Origin of the sequence: Massilia sp. ST3 (genome assembly GCF_018119405.1) — a bacterium.
GTDB lineage: Bacteria > Pseudomonadota > Gammaproteobacteria > Burkholderiales > Burkholderiaceae_D > Telluria.
The window spans coordinates 1-12,332 of the sequence record NZ_JAGPWC010000025.1 but is presented as its reverse complement, the minus strand read 5'-3'; the positions used below and the strand labels follow the sequence as shown (position 1 = coordinate 12,332).

Annotated in this window: 13 protein-coding genes; 7 read left to right on the top strand and 6 right to left on the bottom strand. The window is 67.0% G+C overall.

From position 1 onward, the window contains the following. Positions 1–40: 40 nt before the first annotated feature. Positions 41–241 (bottom strand): twin transmembrane helix small protein, encoded by a 201-nt coding sequence (locus KBW98_RS10745; RefSeq protein ID WP_211520130.1) that lies wholly within the window; start codon positions 239–241, stop codon positions 41–43. 33 nt (positions 242–274) lie between these two features. On the opposite strand from KBW98_RS10745, the gene KBW98_RS10740 reads away from it, so the two are divergent. Genes KBW98_RS10740 through KBW98_RS10715 form a run of 6 tightly spaced genes read left to right on the top strand, consistent with a single transcriptional unit; the run spans position 275 to position 5,466 of the window. Next, positions 275–1,015: an SURF1 family protein gene (locus KBW98_RS10740; RefSeq protein WP_211520129.1), complete on the top strand. Its 741-nt coding sequence runs from the start codon at positions 275–277 to the stop codon at positions 1,013–1,015. Continuing rightward, positions 1,008–1,649 (top strand): cytochrome C oxidase subunit I, encoded by a 642-nt coding sequence (locus tag KBW98_RS10735; protein WP_211520128.1) that lies wholly within the window; start codon positions 1,008–1,010, stop codon positions 1,647–1,649. The genes KBW98_RS10740 and KBW98_RS10735 overlap by 8 nt, the downstream gene beginning before the upstream one ends. 4 nt (positions 1,650–1,653) lie before the next feature. Beyond that, positions 1,654–2,817 carry a heme A synthase gene (locus tag KBW98_RS10730; protein ID WP_211520127.1) on the top strand — a complete coding sequence of 388 codons (1,164 nt, stop codon included), beginning with the start codon at positions 1,654–1,656 and terminating at the stop codon, positions 2,815–2,817. Positions 2,818–2,853: 36 nt separating this feature from the next. Beyond that, on the top strand, positions 2,854–3,747 hold the full coding sequence (gene cyoE / locus KBW98_RS10725; RefSeq protein WP_211520126.1) for a heme o synthase: 894 nt from the start codon (positions 2,854–2,856) through the stop codon (positions 3,745–3,747). Positions 3,748–3,781: 34 nt separating this feature from the next. After that, positions 3,782–4,372, top strand: coding sequence for an SCO family protein (locus KBW98_RS10720; protein ID WP_211520125.1), 591 nt, complete (start codon positions 3,782–3,784; stop codon positions 4,370–4,372). Positions 4,373–4,401: 29 nt separating this feature from the next. Beyond that, positions 4,402–5,466: an AI-2E family transporter gene (locus KBW98_RS10715; protein ID WP_211520124.1), complete on the top strand. Its 1,065-nt coding sequence runs from the start codon at positions 4,402–4,404 to the stop codon at positions 5,464–5,466. Here KBW98_RS10715 and KBW98_RS10710 read toward each other — a convergent pair. The 5 genes from KBW98_RS10710 to nhaR form a co-directional block, all read right to left on the bottom strand. Beyond that, positions 5,463–7,019, bottom strand: coding sequence for an ATP-binding protein (locus KBW98_RS10710; protein WP_211520123.1), 1,557 nt, complete (start codon positions 7,017–7,019; stop codon positions 5,463–5,465). The genes KBW98_RS10715 and KBW98_RS10710 overlap by 4 nt on opposite strands. A 1-nt stretch (position 7,020) precedes the next feature. Next, complete coding sequence (locus tag KBW98_RS10705; protein ID WP_211520122.1) at positions 7,021–7,824, bottom strand: alpha/beta fold hydrolase; 804 nt, start codon at positions 7,822–7,824, stop codon at positions 7,021–7,023. 104 nt (positions 7,825–7,928) lie between these two features. Beyond that, positions 7,929–8,732 carry an alpha/beta fold hydrolase gene (locus tag KBW98_RS10700; RefSeq protein ID WP_211520121.1) on the bottom strand — a complete coding sequence of 268 codons (804 nt, stop codon included), beginning with the start codon at positions 8,730–8,732 and terminating at the stop codon, positions 7,929–7,931. A 21-nt stretch (positions 8,733–8,753) separates the two neighbouring features. Further along, positions 8,754–10,115: a hemolysin family protein gene (locus tag KBW98_RS10695; protein WP_211520120.1), complete on the bottom strand. Its 1,362-nt coding sequence runs from the start codon at positions 10,113–10,115 to the stop codon at positions 8,754–8,756. A gap of 57 nt (positions 10,116–10,172) precedes the next feature. Then, the gene (gene nhaR / locus KBW98_RS10690; protein ID WP_211520119.1) at positions 10,173–11,081 is read right to left on the bottom strand and encodes a transcriptional activator NhaR; all 909 of its coding nucleotides are present in this window, start codon (positions 11,079–11,081) and stop codon (positions 10,173–10,175) included. 119 nt (positions 11,082–11,200) lie between these two features. Here nhaR and KBW98_RS10685 point away from each other — a divergent pair, with 119 nt between their 5' ends. Next, positions 11,201–12,268 carry a DUF475 domain-containing protein gene (locus KBW98_RS10685; RefSeq protein ID WP_211520118.1) on the top strand — a complete coding sequence of 356 codons (1,068 nt, stop codon included), beginning with the start codon at positions 11,201–11,203 and terminating at the stop codon, positions 12,266–12,268. The last annotated feature ends 64 nt before the right edge of the window (positions 12,269–12,332 follow it).

Genomic DNA, 12,332 nt, shown 5'->3' with positions numbered 1-12,332 from the left:
TTGTTTTCGTGGGTGTGGGTGATGCGGGTTTGCGGTGCGCTTAACGGATACCGGTCGGCGCGATCCACCCCATCTTGTAGGCCGCAAGCAAGCTCAGGAACAACGCGATCGACAAGCCCACCCGCATCGCCAGCGCATGCACGGTGCGGTTGCTACGGCCCTTGTCGCGCATCAGGAAGAACAGGGCCGACCCCAGGCTGGCAAGGATCAGGATGAAGGCGATGGCAACAAAGAATTTCATGATGGGCCCGGGAAAGGTTGAGGCACCATTGTAATGCGCTTCGCCTTCCATTTCCGCCTCATTCCTTTCATCGCGGCAGTCATCGTTGCCGGCATCGGCATCCTGCTCGGCAACTGGCAGCAGGGCAGGGCGGCCCAGAAAACCGAACTCCAGGCGCGCCAGGCCGCCCGCGCCGCCGAGCCGCCCCTGGTGTTGGGCATGGCTGGCGTTCCCGCTGCGGGCCAGGACGCCGGCGCACTCGAATTCCGCCGCGTGCGCATGCGCGGCGAATTCGTCGCCACCTGGCCGGTCTTCCTCTCCAATCGCCCCATGAACGGCCAGACCGGCTATGTGCTCGCCATGCCGTTTAGAATAGCAGGCGGCGACACGCATGTGCTGGTGCTGCGCGGCTGGCTGCCGCGCCAGGCGGAATATGGCAAGCTGCCGCCGTTCTCCACGCCTGCGGGCGTGGTGACGATCGAAGGGCAGGTGGTCGCCTCGGCCGGCAAGGTGATGGAGCTCGGCGCCGCGCAGGCGCTCAAACCGGGCGAGCTGGTGCAGAACCTGGCGCCCCAGGACCTGGCGCGCGCCAGCGGGCTGGCCTTCGCGCCCTTCCTGGTGCAGCAGAGCGCCCCGGGCGCTGCGGGCGACACGCTGGCGCGCGACTGGCCGGCGCCCTCCAGCGGCATCGACAAGCATCGCGGCTATGCCTTCCAGTGGTATGCGCTGGCGGCCATGGCCATCCTCTTCTTTGTGATAACGGGATTTCGAAGTGGTTCAAAAAAACGTGATTGACCCCGGCGCGGCCGACCCGGCCAAGGCGCGCATCCGTGGACGCTGGAAACTGTTCCTGGTGCTGCTGGTATGCGCCTCGCCGCTGATCGCCTCCTACCTGGCCTACTACGTCATCAAGCCGGAAGGCCGCACCAATTACGGCGCCATCCTCGACCCGCGCCAGCACCCGATTCCCAAGCTGGATTCGACCACCCTGGAGGGCCAGCCGCGCAGCCTGGAGCAAATGGCGGGCAAATGGCTGATGGTCAGGAGCGGCGGCGGCGCCTGCCTGGCCGCCTGCCAGGAGCAGCTGCACGCCATGCGTCAATGGCGCCTGATGCAGGGCAAGAACATGGACCGCATCGAACGCGTGTGGCTGGTCACCGACGGCCAGCCGGTGGATAGCGCGGCCCTGCGCGGGTTCAAGGACGCCGAAGGAGCGCCCGCCGACCTGCTCGAGGGCGTCACGGTGCTGCGCGCCCCCGCCGCCGCGGTCGCCGGCTGGCTGCCGGTGGAGGGCGGCGCCAGCGCCTCCGACCACGTCTACCTGATCGACCCGCTCGGCAACCTGATGATGCGCTTCCCGAAGTCGCCCGATCCGCGCAAGGTGTACAAGGACATCGCCAAGCTGCTCAAGGCCTCGGCCATCGGATAAGACCATGCAAGCTTCCTCGATACTGCAGCTGGCCGCGATGGGCCTGCTGGTCGCCAGCCTGCCGCTGGCCATGGTCTGGATGTCCTCGGATGCGAATAAATACCGCAAGCTGGTCTGGATCGCGGTCTTCCTCACCTTCGACCTGATCGTGTTCGGCGGCTTTACCCGCCTGACCGATTCCGGCCTCGGCTGCCCCGACTGGCCGGGCTGCTACGGCATGGCCAACCCCTTCCTGGCGCACGAGGAGATCGCGGCCGCCGAGGCGGCCATGCCGACCGGCCCGGTCACCGTGGCCAAGGCCTGGATCGAGATGATCCACCGTTACCTGGCGATGGGTATCGGCGTGATCATCATGGCGCTGCTGTTCACCTCGATCATGCAATGGCGCCGCACCCGCCACCAGGCCTTCAAGCCGGCCATGCCCCTGCTGCTGTTCGTGTTCGTCTGCATCCAGGGCGCCTTTGGCGCCTGGACCGTCACCCTCAAGCTGCAGCCGGTCATCGTCACCATCCACCTGCTGCTGGGCATGGCCCTGCTGGCCATGCTGACCTGGCTGGGCGGGCGCGAGGACTTCCTGATCAAGCCCAAGGCAATGACGGGCGGCCTGCCCATCGCCGCGCCGGTGCTGCGCGGCCTGCGCCGCCTGGCCCTGCTGGCCGCCGTGGTGCTGGCCGTGCAGATCGCCCTCGGCGGGTGGGTGAGCACTAACTATGCGACCCTGGCCTGCGACGAATTCCCCCTGTGCGACGGCCAGGTGGTGCCGCCGATGGACTTCGAGCACGGCTTCCACCTGTGGCGCGAGCTGGGCAAGACCGCCGCCGGCCACTACCTGCCGTTCTCGGCCCTGGTGGCGATCCACTGGGTGCACCGCATGTCGGCGCTGGTGGTGGTGGTGGTGCTGGGCCTGGCGATCTGGAAGGCCTTGCCCTATGCCAGCCTGCGCCCGACGGCGCTGCGCCTGGCCCTGGTACTGGCGCTCCAGCTGTTCACCGGCATCGCCACGGTCTACTTCGACTTTCCGCTGGCGATCGCGGTCCTGCATAACGCCGGGGCGGCCCTGCTGGTCCTGCTGGTGACCATGTTAAACTACCGGGTGAAGTTCCAACTCGACATGGCCGGCGGCGCTGCTGCACGATCGTCCGCCGCGATAGCACGCGGCAGGCGCTAAGGTAGACGGCAGCGCAGCGCGGCAAGAAGCCAACCAATGACAACCCAGACAGCCATCCATAAAACCCCGAGCAGGTTCTCGCAGTACTGGAGCCTGACCAAGCCGCGCGTGACCCAGCTGGCGGTATTCTGCGCGGTGATCGGGATGTTCCTTGCCACCGACGGTTTCCCGGGCTGGCAGGTCCTGATCGCCGGTACCGCCGGGATCTGGCTGCTGGCCGGCGCCGCCTTCGCGGTGAACTGCCTGGTCGAGGCCGAGATCGACGCGCGCATGGCGCGCACGGCGCGCCGCGCCACCGCCATGGGCGAACTCAGCCAGACCCAGACCATCCTGTTCTCGAGCCTGATCGGCGGCCTCGGGATGTGGATCCTGTACGCCTTCGTCAACCCGCTCACGATGTGGCTGACCTTCGTCACCTTCGTCGGCTACGCATTCATCTATACTCTCCTGCTCAAGCCGAACACCCCGCAGAACATCGTCATCGGCGGCCTGTCCGGCGCCATGCCGCCCGCCCTGGGCTGGGCCGCGGTGGCGGGCGAGGTGCCGATGCAGGCCTGGCTGCTGGTCCTGATCATCTTCGTGTGGACCCCGCCGCACTTCTGGGTGCTGGCCATGTACCGCCGCGACGACTACGCCCGCTCCGGCCTGCCGATGCTGCCCATCACCCACGGCATGCGCTTCACCGGCCTGCAGGTGTGGCTGTACACGGTGGCCCTGGCCGCCACCACCTTGCTGCCCTACGCGGTGGGCATGAGCGGCCTGATCTACCTGGCGGCCGCGGTCGCGCTGAATGCGGTCTTCCTGCGCCACTCGTGGCGCATCCACCGCCACTACAGCGACATGGCGGCGCGCAAGACCTTCACCTGGTCGATCGTCTACCTCTCGCTGCTGTTCGCGGCGCTGCTGGTGGACCATTACTTCAGGTTCTAGGTTTTCCTCAACACGTTCCGACACAAGGCGAGCGATGAAGCGACTCCTGACCCTCCTGCTGCTGGCCGCGATGGCCGTGTTCAGCGCCGGCTGCGACAAGATGGCCGACAAGCCGGCCGCCTTCAACAACGTCGACGTGACCGGGCTCGACTACGCCAAGGGCTTCTCGCTGGTCGACCACCACGGCAAGCCGCGCACCCTCGAAGACTTCCGCGGCAAGCTGGTGGTGCTGTTCTTCGGCTACACCCAGTGCCCGGACGTCTGCCCGACCACGATGGCCGAGATGGCCGCCGTGCTGAAGGACCTGGGCCCGGCCGCCGACGAGGTGCAGGTGCTGTTCGTGACCCTCGACCCGGAGCGCGACACCCAGGAGCTACTGGCCAGCTACGTGCCGGCCTTCGACAAGCGCTTCCTGGGCCTGCGCGGCGACCTGGAAGCCACAGCGCGCACGGCCAAGGAGTTCAAGGTGTTCTATAGCAAGGTGGCGGGCGCCGAGCCATCGAACTACACCATCGACCATACCGCGGGCAGCTATGTGTTCGACCGCGAGGGCAAGGTGCGCCTGTTCCTGCGCCACGGCCAGGGCCCGGCGCCCATCGCGCACGACCTGCGCCAGCTGCTATGATGGTGTAAACACCACTTCACCGATAAGGCATGGAACAACGCGCAGGCCGCAACTACACCCGAATCGCCATCGTCGTCCTGCTGACGCTGGGCTGCCTCTACGTCCTCAAGCCTTTCCTGGCCGCGATCCTGTTCGCGGCCGCCGTCGTCATCTCCTCCTGGCCGCTGTACCAGCGCCTGCTGCGCGCGATGCGCGGGCGCCGCAGCCTGGCGGCGCTGACGATGACGCTGACCCTGACCTTCCTGATCATCTTCCCGCTGTCGATGGTGGCCTACAACCTGGCCGACGACGTCGCCCGCGGTTTCGAGGAATTGCGCACCCTGGTCGAGCACCGCGAGCTGCTGCCGCCATCCTGGATCCGCGACATCCCGCTGGTGGGCGAAGCGGCCGATACCTACCTGCGCCAGCTGATCGCCAGCCGCGAGCGCATGGTGGAGCTGGCCCAGCGCATGGTGGAGCCGGCGCGCCGCTGGCTGCTGGCCGGCGGCATCATGCTCGGCACCGGCGTAGCGCAGATGAGCCTGGCGGCCTTCGTGAGCTTCTTCTTCTACCGCGACGGCCAGGCGCTGCTCGACGTGATCGCCGTAACCATGCGCAAGGTGATGGGCGAGGGCGCCGAATCGGTCTCGCACACCGTCAGCCAGACCGTGCGCGGCGTGATGTACGGCCTGCTGGGCACCGCCCTGGCCCAGGCCGTGGTGGCGGCGATCGGCTTCTTCATCGCCGGCGTGCCGGCGGTGCCGCTGCTGTCGGTGATGGTGTTCCTGTCCTCGCTGGTGCCGGTCGGTCCGCCGCTGGTGTGGGGCGGGGCTTCGCTGTGGCTGTTCGCCCAGGGCGAGACCGGCTGGGGCATCTTCATGGTGGTCTGGGGCGCGCTCCTGATCAGCGGCGTGGACAACGTGGTGCGCCCGATGCTGATCAGCCGCGGCAGCAGCCTGCCTTTCCTGCTGACCCTGCTCGGGGTACTGGGCGGAGTGATCGCCTTCGGCTTCGTCGGCATGTTCATCGGCCCGGTCCTGCTGGCGGTGGGCTATTCCCTGATGAGCGAATGGACCGGCACCGCGGACCCGATCGTGCGCCAGGACCAGCCCTAGGCCGCCAGCATCCGTCCCAGCCGCTCGAAATCGATCGGCTTCGTGAGGTGATGGTCGAAGCCGGCCTCGAAGGCCAGCCGGCGGTCCTTTTCCTGTCCCCAGCCGGTGGCGGCGATCAGGTTCACCTCTTGCCAGCCGGGCAGGGCGCGCAGCCGGCGCGCCAGTTCGTAGCCATTCATGTCCGGCAGGCCGATGTCGAGCAGAGCGGCCTGCGGCGTGAACGTCGCCGCCAGGTCGAGCGCGGCCGCCGCCGTGTGCACGATCCTGGTCTCGCAGCCGAACAGCTCCAGCGCCATGCCGAGGGTCTCGGCGGCGTCCTCGTTGTCGTCCACGATGAGGATGCGCCTGGCCGTGGGCTGCACCGCCTCCGCCTGCGCGGAGGCCGGGCAGGCGGCGCCCAGCGCAAGCGGCAGTGAAATCTCGAATTCGCTGCCGCGTCCAGGTCCGGCGCTATGGGCGTTCACGGTGCCGCCATGCAGCTCGACGATGCCGCGCACCAGCGCCAGGCCGATGCCGAGGCCGCCTTTCGAGCGGTCCAGGGCCGGTTCGAGCTGCGAGAACATGTCGAACACGGTCGCCAGCGCCTCTTCCGGGATACCGATGCCGTTGTCGCGCACGCTGATCCGGGCGTGGCCGGGATCGCAGTCCAGTTCGAGGTCGACCAGCCCGCCCTCGGGGGTGTACTTGGCGGCGTTGGTCAGCAGGTTGATGACGACCTGCGCCAGCCGGGTCGCGTCGCCGTCGACGACGACCGGCGGCTGGGCGATGTGCAGCCGCAGCGTATGGCGCGCCGCGGTCATGATGGCGGCGACGTCGCCGGCGGCGCTGCGCACCAGCGCGCTCAGCTCGACCGGCTCGCGGCGCAGCTGCATGCGCCCCTGGGTAATGCGCGATACCTCCATCAGGTCGTCCACCAGCCGGGTCATGTGGCGCAGCTGGCGGTCGAATGCCTGCAGCAGCCGCTCGTCGGCGCCGGCGCCGAACTTCAGCTTGAGCACCTCGAGCGCGCTGCGCATGGGCGCCAGCGGGTTGCGCAGCTCGTGCGAGAGGGTGGCCAGGAATTCGTCCTTGCGCCGGTCGGCATTCGACAGCTGCGCATTGAGCTCCTGCAGCTTGGCCTCGGCGCCGAGGCGCGCTTCGAGCGCCGCCTCGGCCGCCTTGCGCGCGGTCAGCAGTTCGCGCTCGTAGGCGCGCCGGTCCGACGCCTTGAACAGCGCCCACTGGTCGAAGACTTCGTCCCCGTCCTGGAAACGCACGATGTTGATCAGCATGGGAAGACGCTCGCCGGGGCGGTTGCGCATCTCGACCTGGATCTCGGCGACCGAGCCCTGTACCTGCAGGATCGGCAGGCAATGCGTGTAATGGAACAGGCGTGCGCCGACCGGCAGCAGGTCGAGCAGGCGAAGCCGCCCAACCAGCTCTTCCTCCTCGTAGCCGAGCCAGCGGCGCGCGGTGCCGTTGGCCCGCAGGACCAAACCGGCCTTGTCGGTCAGCATCAGGCCGCAGGCCGCATGCTCGAACAGGAAGTCGCTTCCGGGGAGGGCGCCGGCCACGTCAGCGCAGCGTCTGGGCGAGGAAGGCGTCGATTGCTTGCGAGCTCTCGGTCGGCGCGCTCAGGTGGGGGCAATGACCGATGTTGTCGATCACGTGGAGGGTGCTCGCCGGCAGGTGGCGGTGCAGGTAGTCGCCTACCGACAGGGGCGCGATCATGTCGTCGCTGCACTGCAGGATCAGGGCCGGCACCCGCGACAGGGGCAGGTCGGCGCGATGGTCGGACAGGAAGGTGACGCGGGCGAAGTGCTTGGCGATCTCGGGATCGTTGCGGCAGAAACTGTCGGTCAGCTCCCGGCCCAGCTCCGGCCGGTCCGGCGCGCCCATGATGGCCGGCGCCATGCTGCTCGACCAGCCGAGGTAGTTCGCATCCATCGTCTCGAGCAGCTCGTCGATGTCGGCGCGGCTGAAGCCGCCGACATAGTCGCCGTCGTTGATGTAGCAGGGCGAAGGCCCCACCATCACTTGGGCAGCGAAGCGTTCGGGCGCCTTGATCGTCGCCAGCAGCCCGATCATGGCGCTGACGGAATGGCCGACGAAGACCACCGGGCCGGCGCCGCAGGCGTCGAGGATTTCCAGCACGTCGTCGGCATGGCCGTGCAGGCTGCCGTACTTGTCGCGGTCGTAGGCGCCGAGGTCGGAGCCGCCGCTGCCGGTGAGATCATAGGTGACGGTGCGGAAAGCACCGGCGAAGCTGGGGGCCAGGAAGCGCCACATCGTCTGGTCGCAGCCGAAGCCATGCGCGAACACCATCGTCGCCGCGCCATCGCCCGTGATGCGGACATTATTTCTGGTAAAGAGGGACATGATACTCTCGGTAGGGGAGCGAAAAGCTGCTCGGCAAGGGCGGATTATACTGTTTATACAATACTTTTCGAGGGCGCGAGATGTATCGTGCGCCTGTATGTATGTCAGCGCAAGGAGGCGTCCAGGAATGCGTCGATCTCGCGCACGCAGGCGCCCGGTGCGCTCATGTGCGCGCAGTGGCCGATGTTCTCGATCATGCGCAGGCTGGCATGGGGCAGGCGCCGGTGCAGGAATTCGCCGGCGGTGCGCGGCGCGATCAGGTCGTCGCTGCATTGCAGGATCAGGGCCGGCGTGGTGGACCGCGGCGCGTCCTCGCGGTGGTCGGACAGGAAAGTCACGCGCGCGAAGTGGCGCGCGATGTCGGGCCGGCTGCGGCAGAAGCTGTCGGTCAGTTCCTGGCCCAGGGCCGGCTGGTTGGGCGCGCCCATGATCAGGGGCGCCATCGCGGCCGACCACTCCAGGTAGCTGGCTTCCATCTTGGCCAGCAGCTCCTCCAGGTCGGGCCGGCTGAAGCCGCCCATGTAAAAGCCGTCGTTCAGGTAGCAGGCCGAGGGGCCGACCATGACCTGGGCCGCGAAGCGTTCCGGCGCCTTGATGGTGGCCAGCATGCCGATCATCGCGCTCACCGAGTGGCCGACGAAGACCACCGGCCCGTCCGCGAATTCGTCCACGATCTCGAGCAGGTCGTCGGCATGGCCGTGCAGGCTGGCGTACTTGTCACGGTCGTAGGCCGCGTGGTCGGACTGGCCGCTGCCGGTCAGGTCGAACAGTACCGTGCGGCAGCGCCGCGCGAAGTGCGGCGCCAGGAAGCGCCACATGCCCTGGTCGCAGCCGAAGCCGTGCGCGAACACCATGGTGATGTCGCCGCTGCCTTCGACCCGCACATTGTTGCGCCGTTCGACGCTCATGCCCGCATCCTCATCCGCGCCTCAATCCTGGTCGTCATCGCCGTCGCCGCGCGTGAGCCGCGGGAACACCTTGACCAGCAGGATGCGCGGGCCGTTCATCTTCTTGACCACCACGTCGAAGCGCGGGAACTCGATGCGCTGTCCCTGCTTGGGGATGTCGCCCAGCTTGGCCATCAGCAGGCCGCCGACCGATTCGACATCGTCCAGGCCCATCTCCTCGTTGTCGATGTCGATGCCCAGCACGCGCTCGAGCGAGAAGATCGGCAGGCTGGCCTTGCCGATGTAGGTGCCGTCGGCCTGCTTGAGCCAGTCGTTCTCGTTGAGGCGGAATTCGTCGCGGATCTCGCCCACCATCGCCCCCAGCAGGTTGTCGAGCGTGATGAAGCCGACCGGGCGCTTGCCCTTTTCGCCGATCAGGGCGAAGTGCGGCGCGCCGCTGCGGAAGCGCCGGAAGATGTCCTGGGCCGGGGTGCGCGCCGAGATCGTCTCCACCGGGCGCAGGAACTGGGTCAGGTCGGTGATCTGGCGGCCCGCCTGCAGGGCGAAGAACAGGTCCTTCAGGTGGATCACGCCCAGCACCTCCTCGCCGTCCTGGTCGAAATAGGGATAGCGCGAGAAGCGGTTGCGGCGCACCGTCTCCAGGTTCTGCTCCAGGCCGCGGCTGGCGTACAGCGCGCTCACCTCGTTAATCGGGCGCATCAGGTCGGACACGGCCAGCTGGCTGAAGTCGAGCGACTGCGCCAGGATGTTGCGTTCGTCGTCGGTGAATTTCGCGCCCGAGCTTTCTCCCGTCGTGGTGCTGGTGTTGGTGCGCAGGATGAGCTTGAGCTCGTCGGTCGAATAATGCGTGTCGTGGCTGCCGGCGCCGGCCAGGCCGGCCAGGCGCAGCACCATGTTGGCGCTGGCGTTGAGCAGCCAGATTGCCGGGTACATGGCCCAGTAGAAGGCGTACAGCGGCAGCGCGCACCACAGCGCCACCGCCTCGGGCACGCGGATCGCCAGCGTCTTCGGCGCCAGCTCGCCCACTACGATGTGCAGGAAGGAGATCACCGAGAAGGCGACGATGAAGGACACGCCGTGGATCACTTCCGGCGAGGTCACCCCGGCCAGGGCGAACAGGGGTTCGAGCAGGCTGGCGAAGGCCGGTTCGCCGACCCAGCCCAGGCCCAGCGAGGCCAGGGTGATGCCCAGCTGGCAGGCCGACAGGTAGGCGTCGAGCTGGCCGTGCACCTTGGCCAGGATGCGGCCGCGCAGCCCCGCCGTCTTGGCGATGGCCCGCACCCGGGTCTTGCGCAACGTGACGATGCCGAATTCGGCCGCCACGAAGAAGCCGTTCAGCGCCACCAGGAAGAGCGCGAGAACGACAAATAGAAAGTTTTGCATAAACGTGGTTAGTTAACAAAAGGCAAAGCCGTCACCATTGTACCGTCCCGCAGCCAACTAGGCGTCGGCAAGTGCGCCGCCGTGCACCGCGTTCAGGATCGCCTCCACCGCCGGGTGCTTGATCTTGCGTTCGTTCGAGATCGCGTAGAAGTGCTCGCGCACCTCGGGCACGCGGCCGACCAGGGCGGCGCCCAGCTGGAGCTCGATCTCGGGCAGCGGCGCCGCCGGCGTGAAGAACAGGCCCAGGCCGCGCCGGCCGAAGGTGTTGAGCAGGGCGTTGTCCTCGAACTCGCCGGCCACGTCGGGATGGATGCCGTGGCGCTCGAACCAGGCGTCGATCTTGCCGCGCAGGGCGGTATCGCGGGTCGGCAGCAGGAAGGGCGCGCCGTGCAGGGAGCGCGGGAAATCCTGCTGGTAGGCCTGGGCCAGCGCCGGGGCGCCCACCACGAACATCTCGCTCTCGTACAGCAGGTGGCTGAACACGCGCAAGGTCGTGCCGGTGGGCACTGCGCGGTCGGTCAGCACCACGTCGAGCTTGTGGAGCGCCAGGTCGCCCAGAAGCGCCTCATACTGGTCTTCGTAGCAGACCAGCCTGACGGGTTTGTCGAGCTGGGTGGTCACTTCGAGCAGGCGGTAGGCGGTGAACTTGGGCAGGGAATCGGAAATGCCCACCGTCAGGCGCACGCGCGAACTGCCGGATTCGTCCAGCGCTTCCTGCATCTGCTCGCCCAGCAGGAAGATCTGGTCGGCATAGTTCAGCACCATGCGGCCCGCTTCGGTCAGGACCAGGCGCCGGCCCTGCTGGGTGAACAAGGCTTTGCCGAAAGATTGCTCGAGCAGGGCCAGCTGGGTGCTGACGGTCTGGATCGCCAGGCCAAGGCGCTCGGCCGCGCGCGTGATGCTGCCTTCCTTGGCGACCACCCAGAAATAATGCAGGTGGCGGAAGTTCGGAGGGCTGTTTTTCATGTCTTCTGTTTTTCGGAAGTAATTCTTCGATTATCTTCGCTTTTTCATGATATTGCAAAGAACTACACTGCGCCTATTCGATTTTTAAAACGATGTATTCATCAAGGGGAGAAACAACAATGAAGCACTTCACAGGGTCATTCATCGTGACCTTCATCTGCCTGGCGCTCGCCGGCTGGTGGGGCTACGAACATAGCGGCCTGGCCGGTGCGATGACCGCGATCGGTATCGCGGCCATCCTGTCGATCATGGAGGTCTCGCTGTCCTTCGACAACGCCGTGGTCAACGCCTCCGTGCTCAAGGGCTGGGACGAATTCTGGCTCAAGCTGTTCCTGGGCCTGGGCATGATCATCGCCGTGTTCGGCATGCGCCTAGTGTTCCCGCTGGTCATCGTCGCCGTGGCGGCCGACCTGGGCATGATGGACGTGTGGAACCTGGCGCTGTCGGATCCGAAGGCGTTCTCGTCGCACCTGACCAACCACCACGCGGAAGTGGCGGCCTTCGGCGGCATGTTCCTGCTGCTGGTGTTCCTGAACTTCCTGCTGGATGACGAGAAGGAAGTCCACTGGCTGGGCCACTTCGAGCGCAAGCTGGGCGCGCTGGGCAAGGTGTCGTCGATCGCGGTGATGATCTCGCTGGCCACCCTGATGTTCAGCATGACCTATGTCGACGAGGCCCAGAAGATGGTGGTCCTGATCGCCGGCCTGTGGGGCATCCTGGTCTACGTCGGCGTGGACATGATCTCCAGCCTGCTCGAGAAGGGCGAAGAGGGCGGCGGCGAAATGGGCGACATGGTCAAGCGCGGCGGTATCGGCGGCTTCCTGTACCTCGAAGTGCTGGACGCATCGTTCAGCTTCGACGGCGTGATCGGCGCCTTCGCGATCACCACCGACGTCGTGATCATCATGCTGGGCCTGGCGATCGGCGCGATGTTCGTGCGTTCGATGACCGTCTTCCTGGTGAAGAAGGGCACGCTCGACGAATTCGTGTACCTGGAGCACGGCGCGCACTATGCGATCGGTATCCTGGCCGTGATCATGCTGGCCTCCATGAAGTTCCACGTGCCCGAGCTGGTGACCGGCCTGGTGGGTGTGGCCTTCATCCTGGCTTCGCTGTGGAGCTCGCTGCGCCACAAGAAGCAGCAGGCCGCGCTGGAAGCGAATGGCGGCGAGAAGCTGCCGGCGTAATCGGAATCATCGGTAACGCCGGCTGTAGGGTGGGGGGGGGCCCCCCCCCCCCGGGGGGGGGGGG